The organism is Anaerotignum lactatifermentans, from assembly GCF_016902535.1.
GTDB lineage: Bacteria > Bacillota > Clostridia > Lachnospirales > Anaerotignaceae > Anaerotignum > Anaerotignum lactatifermentans_A.
The window spans coordinates 202,953-216,695 of the sequence record NZ_JACSNY010000002.1; the positions used below are offsets into that span (position 1 = coordinate 202,953).

At 44.5% G+C, this 13,743-nt stretch carries 27 protein-coding genes; 3 read left to right on the forward strand and 24 right to left on the reverse strand.

Annotation, left to right across the window (positions count from 1 at the left end; all coding sequences use genetic code 11):
• Positions 1–14: 14 nt before the first annotated feature.
• The 23 genes from H9X84_RS02375 to H9X84_RS02485 form a co-directional block, all read right to left on the reverse strand.
• On the reverse strand, positions 15–380 hold the full coding sequence (locus tag H9X84_RS02375) for a hypothetical protein (RefSeq protein WP_205132720.1): 366 nt from the start codon (positions 378–380) through the stop codon (positions 15–17).
• Entirely contained in the window at positions 377–1,705 is a 1,329-nt protein-coding gene (gene dnaB / locus H9X84_RS02380) for a replicative DNA helicase (protein WP_205132721.1), read from the reverse strand. The genes H9X84_RS02375 and dnaB overlap by 4 nt, the downstream gene beginning before the upstream one ends.
• Complete coding sequence (locus H9X84_RS02385; RefSeq protein WP_205132722.1) at positions 1,702–2,553, reverse strand: hypothetical protein; 852 nt, start codon at positions 2,551–2,553, stop codon at positions 1,702–1,704. Before H9X84_RS02385 ends, dnaB begins: the two co-directional genes overlap by 4 nt.
• Positions 2,550–2,702, reverse strand: coding sequence for a helix-turn-helix domain-containing protein (locus tag H9X84_RS02390; RefSeq protein WP_243423490.1), 153 nt, complete (start codon positions 2,700–2,702; stop codon positions 2,550–2,552). The genes H9X84_RS02385 and H9X84_RS02390 overlap by 4 nt, the downstream gene beginning before the upstream one ends.
• Positions 2,695–3,069, reverse strand: a complete 375-nt coding sequence (locus H9X84_RS02395) for a hypothetical protein (RefSeq protein WP_205132724.1) — start codon at positions 3,067–3,069, stop codon at positions 2,695–2,697. The genes H9X84_RS02390 and H9X84_RS02395 overlap by 8 nt, the downstream gene beginning before the upstream one ends.
• The gene (locus tag H9X84_RS02400; RefSeq protein ID WP_205132725.1) at positions 3,060–3,458 is read right to left on the reverse strand and encodes a hypothetical protein; all 399 of its coding nucleotides are present in this window, start codon (positions 3,456–3,458) and stop codon (positions 3,060–3,062) included. The genes H9X84_RS02395 and H9X84_RS02400 overlap by 10 nt, the downstream gene beginning before the upstream one ends.
• Positions 3,459–3,851, reverse strand: a complete 393-nt coding sequence (locus H9X84_RS02405) for a hypothetical protein (RefSeq protein ID WP_205132726.1) — start codon at positions 3,849–3,851, stop codon at positions 3,459–3,461.
• On the reverse strand, positions 3,848–4,339 hold the full coding sequence (locus H9X84_RS02410) for a hypothetical protein (protein ID WP_205132727.1): 492 nt from the start codon (positions 4,337–4,339) through the stop codon (positions 3,848–3,850). The genes H9X84_RS02405 and H9X84_RS02410 overlap by 4 nt, the downstream gene beginning before the upstream one ends.
• 12 nt (positions 4,340–4,351) lie before the next feature.
• On the reverse strand, positions 4,352–5,143 hold the full coding sequence (locus H9X84_RS02415) for a DNA adenine methylase (RefSeq protein ID WP_205132728.1): 792 nt from the start codon (positions 5,141–5,143) through the stop codon (positions 4,352–4,354).
• A gap of 4 nt (positions 5,144–5,147) precedes the next feature.
• Positions 5,148–6,974, reverse strand: a complete 1,827-nt coding sequence (locus H9X84_RS02420) for a DNA cytosine methyltransferase (RefSeq protein ID WP_205132729.1) — start codon at positions 6,972–6,974, stop codon at positions 5,148–5,150.
• Between the two features lie 11 nt (positions 6,975–6,985).
• On the reverse strand, positions 6,986–7,381 hold the full coding sequence (locus H9X84_RS02425) for a single-stranded DNA-binding protein (RefSeq protein WP_205132730.1): 396 nt from the start codon (positions 7,379–7,381) through the stop codon (positions 6,986–6,988).
• Positions 7,378–7,587, reverse strand: coding sequence for a hypothetical protein (locus tag H9X84_RS02430; protein WP_205132731.1), 210 nt, complete (start codon positions 7,585–7,587; stop codon positions 7,378–7,380). Before H9X84_RS02430 ends, H9X84_RS02425 begins: the two co-directional genes overlap by 4 nt.
• Complete coding sequence (locus H9X84_RS02435) at positions 7,571–7,783, reverse strand: hypothetical protein (protein ID WP_205132732.1); 213 nt, start codon at positions 7,781–7,783, stop codon at positions 7,571–7,573. Before H9X84_RS02435 ends, H9X84_RS02430 begins: the two co-directional genes overlap by 17 nt.
• Positions 7,776–8,876, reverse strand: coding sequence for a hypothetical protein (locus tag H9X84_RS02440; protein ID WP_205132733.1), 1,101 nt, complete (start codon positions 8,874–8,876; stop codon positions 7,776–7,778). Before H9X84_RS02440 ends, H9X84_RS02435 begins: the two co-directional genes overlap by 8 nt.
• A gap of 91 nt (positions 8,877–8,967) precedes the next feature.
• Complete coding sequence (locus H9X84_RS02445) at positions 8,968–9,252, reverse strand: DUF6378 domain-containing protein (RefSeq protein ID WP_205132734.1); 285 nt, start codon at positions 9,250–9,252, stop codon at positions 8,968–8,970.
• Positions 9,249–9,482, reverse strand: coding sequence for a hypothetical protein (locus H9X84_RS02450; protein ID WP_205132735.1), 234 nt, complete (start codon positions 9,480–9,482; stop codon positions 9,249–9,251). The genes H9X84_RS02445 and H9X84_RS02450 overlap by 4 nt, the downstream gene beginning before the upstream one ends.
• Positions 9,479–9,829, reverse strand: a complete 351-nt coding sequence (locus H9X84_RS02455; RefSeq protein WP_205132736.1) for a hypothetical protein — start codon at positions 9,827–9,829, stop codon at positions 9,479–9,481. Before H9X84_RS02455 ends, H9X84_RS02450 begins: the two co-directional genes overlap by 4 nt.
• 33 nt (positions 9,830–9,862) lie before the next feature.
• Positions 9,863–10,015 carry a hypothetical protein gene (locus H9X84_RS02460; RefSeq protein WP_205132737.1) on the reverse strand — a complete coding sequence of 51 codons (153 nt, stop codon included), beginning with the start codon at positions 10,013–10,015 and terminating at the stop codon, positions 9,863–9,865.
• Positions 10,012–10,302 carry a hypothetical protein gene (locus tag H9X84_RS02465; RefSeq protein ID WP_205132738.1) on the reverse strand — a complete coding sequence of 97 codons (291 nt, stop codon included), beginning with the start codon at positions 10,300–10,302 and terminating at the stop codon, positions 10,012–10,014. The genes H9X84_RS02460 and H9X84_RS02465 overlap by 4 nt, the downstream gene beginning before the upstream one ends.
• Positions 10,299–10,739 (reverse strand): hypothetical protein, encoded by a 441-nt coding sequence (locus H9X84_RS02470; protein ID WP_205132739.1) that lies wholly within the window; start codon positions 10,737–10,739, stop codon positions 10,299–10,301. Before H9X84_RS02470 ends, H9X84_RS02465 begins: the two co-directional genes overlap by 4 nt.
• A gap of 273 nt (positions 10,740–11,012) precedes the next feature.
• Positions 11,013–11,363 (reverse strand): hypothetical protein, encoded by a 351-nt coding sequence (locus H9X84_RS02475; RefSeq protein ID WP_205132740.1) that lies wholly within the window; start codon positions 11,361–11,363, stop codon positions 11,013–11,015.
• A 119-nt stretch (positions 11,364–11,482) separates the two neighbouring features.
• Positions 11,483–11,638 (reverse strand): hypothetical protein, encoded by a 156-nt coding sequence (locus tag H9X84_RS02480; RefSeq protein ID WP_205132741.1) that lies wholly within the window; start codon positions 11,636–11,638, stop codon positions 11,483–11,485.
• A 50-nt stretch (positions 11,639–11,688) separates the two neighbouring features.
• Positions 11,689–11,829 carry a hypothetical protein gene (locus H9X84_RS02485; protein ID WP_205132742.1) on the reverse strand — a complete coding sequence of 47 codons (141 nt, stop codon included), beginning with the start codon at positions 11,827–11,829 and terminating at the stop codon, positions 11,689–11,691.
• Positions 11,830–11,970: 141 nt separating this feature from the next.
• Here H9X84_RS02485 and H9X84_RS02490 point away from each other — a divergent pair, with 141 nt between their 5' ends.
• On the forward strand, positions 11,971–12,354 hold the full coding sequence (locus H9X84_RS02490; protein WP_205132743.1) for a helix-turn-helix domain-containing protein: 384 nt from the start codon (positions 11,971–11,973) through the stop codon (positions 12,352–12,354).
• A gap of 14 nt (positions 12,355–12,368) precedes the next feature.
• On the opposite strand, the gene H9X84_RS02495 is transcribed toward H9X84_RS02490, so the two are convergent.
• Entirely contained in the window at positions 12,369–12,578 is a 210-nt protein-coding gene (locus H9X84_RS02495; RefSeq protein ID WP_205132744.1) for a hypothetical protein, read from the reverse strand.
• 116 nt (positions 12,579–12,694) lie between these two features.
• On the opposite strand from H9X84_RS02495, the gene H9X84_RS13015 reads away from it, so the two are divergent.
• Complete coding sequence (locus tag H9X84_RS13015) at positions 12,695–13,375, forward strand: YHYH domain-containing protein (protein WP_243423499.1); 681 nt, start codon at positions 12,695–12,697, stop codon at positions 13,373–13,375.
• A 14-nt stretch (positions 13,376–13,389) separates the two neighbouring features.
• Positions 13,390–13,740 carry a hypothetical protein gene (locus tag H9X84_RS02505; protein ID WP_205132745.1) on the forward strand — a complete coding sequence of 117 codons (351 nt, stop codon included), beginning with the start codon at positions 13,390–13,392 and terminating at the stop codon, positions 13,738–13,740.
• Positions 13,741–13,743: the final 3 nt, after the last annotated feature.

Sequence of the window (13,743 nt, forward strand, 5' to 3'; positions counted from 1 at the left end):
ATGCCCCACCTCCTCTATTTTACCCATTTCCCGTTCTGCATCATATAGCCTTTTGTAATCAAATCCTCCGCCCGCCGGATGTTCTTTTCAAATTGGCGGTAAAAGGCGGCCCCGCCGCCCTTTTGCTTTCTCTCCTCGGATTCGGCACAGATTAAAATTGTGGAATAAAATTTTTTCATTTCGTCATCTCTGAGAAAAGCCGCCCAATCGTCCAGCCATTTTTTTTCGTCCTCCGCCGTTTTTGCCCTGTTTAGCTGCTCTCCCAACTCCCGGCACCGCTCACTCATGGAATCGAAACTATGCGCATTGACAAACGCCCGCATCCGCCGCAGCTCTTCCAACGCGTTTTTGTTTATCTCCCGCACAATATCCTGTATCATTTTTTCCCTGCCTCCTCCCATGGTGATTTTTTGCTGGTCGGCGTCCATCTATCCAGACTGCGGAATGTGGTACTTTCCGGTATCCACGCCAGATCTACGGTACCTGTGGGACCGTTTCTCTGCTTGGCAATGATGACTTCCGCCTGATTCTTCTTTTCCGTATCGGGGAAGTAATACTCGTCCCGGTACAGGAATAATACGCTGTCTGCGTCCTGTTCTATGGCGCCGCTCTCCCGCAGATCGGAAAGCATGGGACGCTTGTCCGCCCTCTCCTCCACCTTCCGGGATAGCTGCGACAAAGCCACTACCGGGCATTGAAACTCCTTCGCCATCAGCTTCAGACCGCGGGAAATGCCGCTGATTTCCTGCGTCCGGTTCTCCCCGGTGCCCTGCATCAGCTGTATGTAGTCCACTACCACCAAAGCGATCCCGCTTTTGACGCCATGGCAGAGCATCCGCATGTCCTGTACACGGCAATAACTCCGGTCGTCAATCAGTATCCGCCCCAGCATCCTGTCCAGTTCCGCCCCGTGTTCCTCCAGATTTGCCAGGAATTTTTCCCAGTTCCTTTCGTCCTTTTCCTTGATGGAAAAAATGGCGTTGTCCGCTTTGTACTCCCCGGCATAGATCCGGCTTACCAGCTGTTCTTTTGCCATTTCCAGGGAAAAAATAACAACTTTTTTCTTCTCGTTTTTCTTTGCCACACTCCGGGCCAGATCCAGAGCCAGCGCCGTTTTCCCCATGGACGGACGAGCCGCCAGTATGTACAGTTCCCCTTCCCGCAGTCCGCCAAGATAGGCGTCCAGATCCACAAATCCCGTGGAAATCCCCTGTATATTGCCTTCTTTCCGTCTGCGGATCAGGCTTTTTAAATGCTCCTCAAATATGGCCGCCCCGTCCAGCAGTCCGGATTTTTCCTCCTTGTCCCGCTCCAGACGATCCAGCACCTCATATACCTTTGTGTCATCCAGAGCCGCGGCGGCCTCCGCCAGCTCCCGGCCCATAGCCCCACAGCGCCGGAGAAAACTGTTGTGCCTCAGCTCCTCCACATATTGTCGAATATTCAAACTGGTACCACTGACACAAACCTTTTTCAGATATTCCAGGCCGACCCGCTCCGCCGCTTTTTGCCGCTGTAATTCTTCAAAAATCAGTACCACATCCAGCGCGCTTCCCCGGTCATAAAGAGCAGACATGGCAAGAAAAATATCCTTGTTGCTGCCATAGAAAAAATCCTCGGGCCGCAATACCCCCAGCCCCATTTCCGCGGCGTCTCCGTCCAGGATCATAGCGCCCAGACAGGCCCGCTCCAGATCGGCGCTCATTGGTCCTCACCTGCCAGCTGCCGCCGCCCGCCGCCTCTTTCCGTCACGGTAAAAGGTTTTACGGACTCCGCATCGTTTAGATAACTGCCGTTATGCAGAAATTTCGCCGGGTAGGGGATAAACTGGCCTCCTTCGGCCTGCCACTGTTTACTTCTCTTCTCCCTTTCCAGCCCCTTCATGATCTCCTGAAACTTTTCTTCCGTCACTTTCATGGACTGCCAGCGCCGGCGAGCAGCCTCTTTGTCTTTTTTCTTCGGGTATGCCTGCCAGAAGATATCAAAGGCGCGTTCCCGGTCAAATGTATTTTCTTTTTTTTCTTTTTCTTTTTTTTCTTCTCCTTCTCCTTCTCCTTCTCCTTCTCTGTCCCCGCTGTTCCCATTTGTTCCCGATTGTTCCCCGCTGTTCCCTCGTTCTATCTCTCTGCGGGGGGTTTTGTGAAAACTATCCAAAATTTCTTCTTCCGTCATAATATCAATCCCGACCAGTAATCCTGTCAGTTCGTTCAGTAAAATTTCGCTTTTCAGTTCCTTGATTCCGCTTTTGATAGCACGCAGAGTCACTGTTTTTCTGTTCCAGTTATCCTCGCCCCAATCCAACAGCAATACTTCGCAGGTCTTGCGATCCACTTTGATAATGCCTAAATACTGCATTTTCAGCAGCATTTTTTCAAGTGTCTCCTCATTGTACCCTGTTTCTCGCACCATGTTTTTGATACTGAAATGATAGCATCCTAAAGTGTTCACATTGCTATTGGTTAAAAGATAAATGTGGAAGTATCGCTCTTCCGGTGTCAGCTCAATGGCAATATCTGACTGCCAGTAGTTTCTGTTAATTTTTGTGAAAATCATACAAACACCTCCTCCAAAAGTTCCATGACATTTACCTCAAATCCCGCGGCAAGTTTCTCCACCTGGGATAGACGGGGAGATAATTTCCCGGTCTCAATTCGATACAGTACCGTTCTGTCTATGCCGCATTTTTCGGCCAGCTCAATCATAGAAAGGTTCCGTTTTTTTCGCATTTTTCTGATTTTCGCTCCAAATTCCATCTAATACACCTCTTTCCGCCTCTGCGATTTTTGGCATCTGTAAGGCGATCCAGTCTACAAAATCCTCATTTTCTGACCAGTTCTGCAATCCGCTTTCTGATAAAAAAGCATGGATTAGTTCATGCCGTAAAATCTTTTTCTGCAAAACAGATAAATCACCAATACTCAATGGATGGTTATTTTTCCCTTTAAAATCATCTACCACAATCTTTTTTATACTGGGATCACAGTATCCGCTGCAATCACCCAATCTTATATCGTTTAATTCGTTTTCAAATTTCACTTCATATCTGGTACCTAAAATATTTACTTCCATGTTTTCCTCCCGTCGTTGTATCTGATCTGCAAATCAATGCCCAATTCTTCCTGATTGACTTTTACAATATCGTCCCAGTCCAGATTTCCCTGCTCCAGACAGTCCGCCTTCTCCTGAAATCTGCCCATAAACCGCTGAATCCTGCCATTTCCAAAGCCAAATTCGTCATGCAGTACATGAATACTCATAACACATACAGTATCAATCACCATGGATTTGATAGGTTCAGAGGCTTTGTCCAAGTCTTTTCTCGCTAAAGCTGTGTTTATCCCTGTGAGAGAACGAAAAGAAATCTCTTTTTCCAGATTTTCCACGCCGCCCTCTTTCACTAACTTTAATGCCAGAAGTAATCCGTCTTTTCTTCCGTCCTGGTATGATTTCAAATCCATTTATGTATAGCTCCTTCCCAAAAACCGCGCCATAAGCATTCGTTCATTTTCAGAAAATTCTTCCGGCTCTTCCGGATCTTTTTGTTTCTGCATGGAACGGCAGTATTTTCCGGCCACCGCCCCGATTTGAACCATTTCCCCGCAGCAGTCAATCGCGCGAAGATAAATGGAAAATGCAAGCTCCATCCCATTGCCGTCTTGTCGTATCACATCCCATAAGATACTTGCATCCTCTTTGATTTTTTCCAAAATCTCCTGTGCCTCTTCTATTTCTTCCAAAAGAACAGCGTATCCCTCATGGGAAGAATGGAATTTGCCATGTAACCGCTCTGCCCTTTGGCTTTCCGCAAAAATCGCCGCTGTAATACATTCTTTTGTTTCCTGCTGGATCATATTTTTCCCCCCTGCTGTAATATAGAAAATGCGTCATCCATCACATTGTTTAAAATCTCTTTTAACTCACCAAAAGAAATCGGATTCATGGTTTCTAAGGAATGATGACTTTTTGCCGCTTTCCAACAAGCGAAAAAGATCAAATTAAAAATAACCTCCGCATTATCCCCCTTCATTTCAGAAATAATATTATCGTTATTTTTTTCTATGGATATTTTTAAGGGTGTTTCTTCCTGCGCGGCCGTTTTTTCCTCCGAATCTTCCCGAAATGCCCCATCTTCTTTCATACTTTCAATGATTTCCTCAATCATTGTGTTTAGAACTTCTTTTATTTTTTTGGAAGAAATATCTCCTTCGTAAAGAGTATGTAACGTAGTAATGGCAAAAGCTAAAAGAGCAGGCGTTACTTCAAACAAATCCCCTTCTTGTTCAAGATCTAACCCATCCTCTTTTTCCTCAATTAAAATTCTTAATGACTCTTTTTCCATGGTATTCTCCTTTCAATATAACTTCATCTGCTGTTCCGACTGGAAATTCATCCACAGCACTTCCCTTGACATTTTCTGATTTTGGGTCATGCTCACAATTTTCTCTTTTTGCCAGCCTTCCAATATCTTGTTGTACAAATCGTTTTCGTAGCCGGACAGGATCACCTTTGCCCGGCTTTCCCGCAGCGCTTCCAACAGGGCTATATGGTCTTTCTCCGACATTTCTTTTCGGTACTGTTTTCCAATTCTGGTCGACAGCAGATAGGGCGGATCTGCGTAGATCAGCACATTTTCAAAATCAAACCGCTGGATCACATCCAGTGCCGATCTGTTTTCGATCTGAACTTCTTTCAGTCTGGCCGCCGCTTCCATGATCTTTTCCGGCATCCCGTTCCAATCCTTGACAGCATAGCTTCTTTCCCTGCCTTGAATATCTATTTTCCAGCCCACCTTTCCGCCGGAAGTCCGAAATCCGTGCCCCATGTTCAGCCGTACTAAGAAATATACAGCCTGTTCCAGACTGCCTTTCGGCTTTCCGTATGCCCGGTGATAAACCTCCCGGCTGTAGGGCGTCAGCCATACTTCCCTTGCCAGCCGTTCCGGGTCCCGCTTCACCCAGTCGAAAAAATTCACCACATCCCCGTCCAGATCGTTGATGGTCTCAATGTTGCTTCTTTCTTTGTTGAATAAAACCGCACCGCTTCCGAAGAATGGTTCCAAATAGCTGTGATGCTCCGGAAAAAAGCTGATGATCCAGTCCGCGATCCGCCACTTGCTTCCAGGATATTTTGTCACCGCTCTCATATACTCACCCCGTCATTACATCCTTCAGCTCTGCCATTGTCTGTATCCTTCCTCCGCATAGCTCCGGCAGATTTGCCCGGACAAGCGCTTCCGCAAACGGCGGCGGTACAGCATTTCCGCATCTGGCTACCTGCTTTGTCTTGGGGTACATCTTCCCGGTATAGTCCCGGTCGATTATATAATCGTCCGGAAACCCGTTGGCCCGGTACAGTTCCCTCGGCACCAGCATACGTAACCCAATGTCCGCCATGAAATAGGACGCTCCGTTGATTTCAAACAGAATCACATCCTCCGGCCCCAGATTATACCCGCAATATGTATTCAGCAGCTCCCGGATTTCCGGCCAGTGCCGCAGATCCGCGCCCGGCTCCGCCTTTTCTATCCGGGTAATTACCACGCCAAAATGCCCGCCTCCAGCAGTGATGGTCTGTACCGGGTCTGCCATGGGGCTGCCCAGGTTCGTCCCTTTCATTTTCGTTAAATTTACAGCGACAATCCCTTCTCGGTCCTTTGCTGTGACTGTGTGCAGTGGTTCGTGGATGCTCTGGCCGTGCTGGTCGTTGCCGTAGTATTTAATTAGGCTGGCCGCTGTCAATCCGTAACGATTGGCGGCGTCAATGGTCATGATCGGCTCTTCTACGCTTTGCCCTCTTACCTTTTCCGACTGTTCTGTGTGGTATTGGATCAGGGAAGGGGCAACAATACATTCCTCCGCTTTGGAAACTTGGGTGTGCGTTGGCTCTGTGATCTTCCGTCCCCGATCTCCTTTTGCTCCAGTCTGGCCGATTGCCGTAAGCGTTGGAGATATCATCATCTGATGGCCGCCTGCTCCGCTGCTGGTAATGGTATTTACCGGCTCCGTGATTCCCGTCCCGGTCGCATTCTCGTTATTGTGCATAGTCAGCGGCGCCACAACCGGGGAAACAATGCCATACCCATGCTTTGCTGTGATTGTCTGAATAGGCTCTTTTATCCTCTGGCCTCGGAACTTCCCCGCATGATTGACCTGAACTAAAAATGGTTCTAGGTTCTTTATGACGAATTTGTCCACGCCCCGTGCCACCCGGCGCATAGTGTTGGGCCGAAGAGGCCGCTGAGCGGAAATACCGTATTTCTCCCGGATCTCTTCTTTCGTGTCAAATATGGATGGACATGGAAGAGACCAGTCTAAGATCTCCGCCGCACTTCTCCAAGGCTTTTTTCTGCCTTCTTTCACTTCTTCGCTGGCCGCCGGCGCGTGTGTCGGCTCCGGCCATACAATGGGCCGTCCGTCACATCTTGCCACCAGAAAGAATCTTTTTCTTGTGGTAGGCGCGCCATAATCCGCCGCCACCAGTTCCCTGTGTTCTATGCAGTACCCAAGGCTTTCCAGCTGTTCTTTCCATTTCCGGAAGGTTTCTCCGGATCTGCTTTTCATTGGTTTCCCCTTTTTGACAGGCCCCCAGGTTTGAAATTCCTCCACGTTCTCCAAAATAATCACCCTGGGTCTGACTGTACCGGCCCATTTTAGCACAATCCACGCCAGCCCACGGATGTTCTTATCCACCGGCTTTCCGCCCTTTGCTTTGGAAAAATGCTTGCAGTCCGGCGAAAACCACGCCAGTCCAACCTTTCTTCCCCTGCAAGCCTTCCTGGGGTCAATGTCCCATACAGATTCACAGTAATGCTCTGTGTATGGGTGATTCGTTCGGTGCATTGCAATGGCATCCGGATCATGGTTTATGGCAATATCCACCGGCCGTCCAGTGGCAAGCTCAATGCCAGTAGATGCGCCGCCTCCTCCTGCAAAATTGTCCACGATCAATTCTTCTATCAAGTTCAGCTGTTTCATTCATTCACCCCCTAAAACGGCAGATCATCCTCCTCAATGTCCTCACTGATAGGGTAAAACCCATCCTGCCCTTCGGAACTGCTTTCTTTTTTGCCTCCACAGAAATAATGTTCTTCCACAACAATATCTGTATTTCTTCGTTTATTCCCGTCCTTGTCTGTCCAGTTATTTACCTGAAGCCTCCCTGTTATGGCGATCTGTTGTCCTTTTTTTAGATATTTTTCCGCAAACTCTCCGGTTTTTCCAAAGGCAACGCAGTTGATGAAATCCGCCTCCGCCTGTCCGTTTACTTTGTACTTTCGATTTACAGCCAATGTGTATCTTGCTACTGCCACAGGCTTTTCACCTTCGGTATAACGGACCTCCGGGTCCTTTGTCAGCCTGCCCAGCAATACCACTTTATTCAAATCCGCTTCCTCCTCTGCCCCTGACGGATGGCATACCGCTTCCTTGCGTCCGCTTCCCATCCCTCCAGCATTTTTTCTTTTTTCTCCCGCCGCTCCAGCCGCCGCTGGTCCTTCCAGCCCCGATACCTTCCGCAGCTGACATGGCATCCCGGATAGCGGTCAGCGGCACAGCCCATACATGGGCAGATATTACTTCCCTCTGTCATCCTTTTGCTCAATCATTTCTTTTTCCGCACGATATTGATCTAAATAATCAGCTGCTTTTGCAAATACATCTTCTTTGATCAAATCTAAATTTATATCTGCGCATAAATCAACAAACTGGCAGCTATTGCAGTTTCCACATAGTCGGCATTTTTGGACCTTTGCCAAATACCGTAAAATCCGAATAATTTTATCCATCCAAAACATCTCCAATCTTTATCTGTACTCCCTCCGGGATGTATTCATCTTTCCACGCTACCCCAATATAGTCCAGCACATGACCCCAGCCCATATCGTACATCCAGAAATTCCATTCTTTTTCATTCCGTTCTCTAAGAAGGTCAAATCTATGTGGTCTTTTTTCCATATGTATTCCAAATCCACACATACTGCATCCTGTGCGTTGTGCTTTAGTAGTGTACAGGGTTCCATCCGGCTTCCTTTCAATTTTTCCGTATATTTCAGGCACAGGAACATCCAGGTCTAATGCAATCTGTAATAAATCTTGTCTATTGAATATGGCAAATGGAGCTGAACGAATTGTGCTTTTCCCAAAATAATTACATCCGTTGATTTTTAAACTCTTTGCCCTTCTTCCACCTTCTGACGCCATCAATCCCAAATAAGGAACGCTGTTATGCTCTTTCGCCCAGTCCTCACATGGCTTTTCTTTTAGGTAATAGCAACATTTGGAGGATACCTTAAAATCAGGCATACCATAGGCAACGCCCTCCGTATCGTTTTCGTAGCCGCCAAACTTTTCAAGCCATTTTTGACTGAGTTTCATTCTGCTATTTTTCTGGAATCCTCCATATTCCCCGGTTTCTCCTGTCATGATGGCGTGTCTTACGGTTTTGTTTTTTTCAGACGGGTTTTGCAATAGTTCGATTTTAGAGGCCGTTTCCTTGGAGATTACTGGAAAACCAAATTCTTTGATAATGTCCACCTTTGTCCATCTGGTTCCATCCTTTTTCTTTGTGCTCTGCAATCTCTCTATCCCTAAATTCTTGTGTACCGCCTGTATGCTGCTGTCCTCCAAATAAGAAACACTGATCCCAGGAACATAAATCCCTATGTTCTGTAAAAAAAGAAATAATGTAATACTGTCCAATCCGCCTACTGATACATGGCAGTTTAATCCTCTGGCCGCACATTCATTGTAAAATTCCCATGCTCTGATTTCCGCGTATTTCACTTTGAAATCAAAGTCCATATTCATTTTCACATTGAAATCTGCCATTTTTCTCTTAGCGCCAACTCGCTCCATACGTTCTAATACATTTTCTTTCATTCTGTGTCACCTTTTTCCTCACCTCAAAACGGCAGTTTCCTTTTCCAGATCCAGCACATCAAATCAATCCACGCCCGGTATAGAAATCCTTTCATTTTCCCTTGCACTCCATAGCGCAGGCAAGATACCCGATTCCGTCCAGAAAATTATCATCCTTTTCACTGGCTGTCATTCTGCCGATCTTAAATAACGCCATCATAATTCCTACATCCTCACCGGTAATTTCCAGATAGCTGTCATATTGCAGTTTTCCATGAAGATAAGTATTCCAGAAATCGGCAATAATCTTAAAATTATTCTCCGGCTCTCCATATTCGTTGTTTTTGTCATAGCAAATGATCTTTTTTACCGCTTCCAAAATTTCTTCTCTGCTCATTTTCTGTTCCTCGCTTTCGTTAATTGAAATCCTCTGGTGGGCTGGCACCCTGCATGGAGAAAATAATTCATAACTTCTTGCCGCCTTCCCCTGGCTTCCAGCTCCGGCCGGTTTATCTCTGCTTGTTTCTTCCTCTGCTCGTCTAACCACAGCCGATATTCCTTGTAGGCGCCGCATCCGGCGTGGCAGTTCTCTTGCCGCAGCTGGCACTTGTAACAGGGCGTTTTCACAAATAATTCCTCCCGATAATATCCATCCATTCCTGCCGGCTGTGATTTTCCTCAAATTTCCGCTGGCAGACCTGCTTCAGTTCCAGATCCAGACCTTTCCCCGGATGTGCGTGCAGGCCGCCCAGCCCGGCAATATGTACCCGATCTGCCAGATATACCCAGAATCCGTGCCGGTCAGAGATATCCCGCATCCCTTCTCCGTAGAAAATATGGTGCTTGTGAAGATCCTCCACTTCGCCGGTCACATAGCACTCCTTTGTTTTTCCCTGCAAAATACTGGTAGTTCTCCCTTTCCATACTTCTCTTCTTTTCTTGTATTTCTTTTTCGGAAACATTAAGCCGTCCATAAAATCCCTCCTAAAGAAAAAAGCCGTGATTCCTCACGGCTCCCATTTCTTTGCCGCTTCTTTTTTGATAGTGTCTCTGTAAAAGGATACTCTTTCCTTTGATACAGAAAGCTCGTCCAGCAGCCAGTAACAAGCTGCCGACAATATCATAATGATGATTAAGGCAAATACAATGTAGATATTCATTTGATTTCAACTCCTTCGCCGCAGTTTTGCAAACTGCCTTTCGATAAAAGTCTGTATTGCAGCGCTTCTTTGTAATTGTGAGTGTCCCATAAAACGATAAAGTGATGTTTCCACATCCCCCATACAACGCCTTTTCGCTGTATGATTCGTCCCGGTCGGTTGGGCTTGTCCACTGTTTTTCGGCGATAGATGATCTTTCGCCCAATGTCCATTCCCATTTTCTCCGCATCTTCCTTGGAAATATTTGCCCCCGCGTTGACGCGGAGGCTTGTCTCTCTTCTTATCACAGTAAAATCACCTTTTTTTGTTCGATTTCTTCGGAAAGTTTCGATTCAAAATACTCTTTGATGCTTGTTCTTGCGTCCGATTTCCACAGATCGCCGCTTGCTTCAAACAATGCACAGGAACCGCCATCTCTCATGCGGAATACAAATTTGCTTTCTGGTTGCTCGATTTCCAGGAATGTCCGGTACGGGCGCAAAGAAACAGGATTCGGTACTCTTGCGTCACCAACAGCGGCAATTCCGGTACGGATCGTCACCATTTGACTGACGCCATCATCCCCCAGCTGTCTTACATTTTCGTCCCGCAGATTGCCTACCACTTTTAAAACAGAATCCAGATCGTCCGTATGATGGAAGTTCGTCTGCAAATTGATGATAAATGATTCTGTGTCCATAAAACGGCCAAAAGGAAAAACCACTCTATCAGATTTTGCTGTCATAAAATGATCTCTTGACTGCCAGCAATCACAAATTGGGCCGAAAAGAGAAACCTTGTTATAATCCTCAATATGGAGGAGATATGGCAGATGTTTATTTTCATCTACATTTTTGATGTAATATACAATGCTTTCCAGACTGTTTACATCTAAAGAAGAAACCCTCGGATCTTTTACGGGATACAACTGCTTTGAACTGTATTCCCTACCGTCGACCTCAAACATCTGCGCTTTACACTGTTCCAAAAAATAAGCCATTGCATCTTTTAACATTCTTTATTCCGCCTTTCTGCTCTGAAAATCAATAACGCCTTCCTCGTGTGTTTCCGGAATTTCCATCTGCCCCCGCATGGCATTTTTCCATTCTTCCGCCAATACGGTATCTCCGTTTGCTTCCACAATCATACGGCTGCTGATTGCGCGTCTGGGCTGCAGGGCTGTTTTTACGGTTGCCGAAACCTCAACATCCGACCGATCAGCTTCAGATGGCTTGAACACAATTTCCAAGACCAATTTTCTGGGCTTTTTCGCTTCTGTGTTGGGATCTACAATATTGGCAAATACCTTTTCTGTAGCTGCTTCCAACTGTTCTGCTACGGCTCCTGCCGCGAATTTGTTTAGATCCATATACATACCTCCTTAATTTATAAGAAGGGAGAAGGCTTTTGATGTATTGTTCTGGGGGATAGTTGTTGGTACTTTGCCCTCTCCCGTTCCTGCTTGTCCATCCTGTGGGGCAAAGCCCCTTATTGCGCAGCTTCTTTTTCTTTTTGCCGCTGAAGACTGAGCATTTTTTTCTCATACAGAACATCTGTAATCTGATGCCGAAGCCGTTCCGCCTCTTCTGGGGTCTTTTCGCAATAGGACACAGTAACGCGGTATTCTTTTTTTTCTCTTGCCATATGTAACACCTCCTGCATCAGCCTATGTCCTTTCCGGTTTGTCCTATTACTTAGCTGGCCTTTTTGTTGTCCATTTCCTGCCGTGCCAGGAGGCAGCTCGCAGATGTTAAAATAATGGATTGTGAGTTATTGTCCAGTTTGGAAAATGCTTCTACAAGTTTTTTTGTTTTTTCGTTCATCTCTTCTTTCATAAACATCCCTCCTTGCATATTGACTATGTCTACTTTATAACTAAACAATACTAGACTATGTCTATTTTGTCAAGTTATTTTTTTAAAATCTATTGACTTTTTTAGACTTTGTCTATATTCTGAATATAAAGGAGGTGTACCATGAATAAAAGATTAAAGGAATTGCGTTTGAAGCTTGGGATGTCTCAGGCTGAATTAGGTGAAATCATTGGAATAAGTAATTTTGCTATAAGCAGCATTGAGAGAGGAGAAAGAAAACTAACTGAACGAAATCTGTCTTTAATTTGTGAAAAACTGAAAGTCAACAAAGAATGGCTGGAAAAAGGAATTGGTGAAATATTCCAGGAAGAACTTCCCACCGATAAATTTACAGAACTCTTAGCTGATATTGATAAAAATTCCCGTGAAAGAACAAAAGAATTTTTGGAAGTTTATTGGAGGTTAGACGAAAAATCTCAAAAAGTAATTGAAGATCTTACTTTCAGTTTACTGGAACTGGAAAAAAGTTTTGAAGAAAAAAAATAAGAACCGAATGGTTCTTATTTTTTTATGCTCAAAATATAAGAATATATTTTTTTCAGAATCTTTTCATCAGTAATTGTATTTATCATTTCTATAATTGCTTCCCTGTACTTTTCAACCATTCCCCTCACCCCTTCAAAAATAGGAACATCTGTTCGTGTCTTTTCTAATATATCATGTTTTTTCATTGCTTTCCATGTACTTTTTACACAATTTCTGTATTTCAATTTTATAGAATCTGCTTTATTTATCGCCCCTACTTCCTTTTTCTGTTCTTACATTTTACAATAAGGAAAAAGGGGGTATAGTTATGAAAAAAAAGAAATATATTCTTGCACTCACCATGGTTTTTTCTATGGTGATCTCTTTGCCTGTTTATGCCCACAGTGGTAAAACAGATGCTTTCGGTGGTCATCGTGACAATAATAATGTTAGTGGACTTGGTTACTACCATTACCATTGTGGGGGTCACCCAGCGCACCTTCACGTTGGTGGCATATGTCCTTATACCACAGCTTATTCAGAAATTGTTTCTTCTTTAGCAACAGAAAAAAACAAAGCCACCACTGTTTCTACAACTTCAACAGCAAAACAATCAAATAATCAGTCTTCAATGGTAAATACACAGCAAGTTCCTATTGAGGTACCTACAAAAGTCACAGTAGATGGAGAAGCTATTGCTGGCCCTGTTCTTTGGTACAAAAATAATTATTTTGTTCCTGTAAACCAGTTAGCGAATCTTCTTTCAGCTTCCGTACTGCCTGTAAATGAAAAATTAGAATTGCCTGTAAAAAAGGGAGAAGGACATACTTATATTCAAACAGTTCCTGATTATAAAAGTCAGTACATGGATATGTTTGTAGTATTTGTATCTATGTATGATAACGATCCCTATTATCATAAAATAGATTGTCCACAAATAGAAGAAAATGGAGGTCTTGCAAATTATTTATCCATTGATGAAGGATTTTTCTTTTTGGGTGAATTTGATTCTGTCAGTCCTTGTCCTATTTGTATTCCATAATACAGGAGGTAATTATGAAAAAATATTTGATATTTTTTGTAGTATCTATCCTGTTTTGTTGTAGTTCATGTTCAGATTGCTCAGAAGAATATAATCAGGGTTACAATGAAGGTTATGAAGATGGATACCAAACAGCTTTAGATGAACTAGATTTAGAAGATAAACTCTATAAATCTTTTTCTCAAGGAGAAAAAAAGGGATATTATGAGGGGCAAGCAGATATGTTTTATGAAATAGTCGAAAATTATTTGTATAACCTTCCAATCCCACAATCTACTCTTGATGAAATATGGTTGCTGGAAGATAATTTCTTTGATGGATATATGGACACCAAAAGCCAAGAAACATACTCCGATATATTTTAAAAA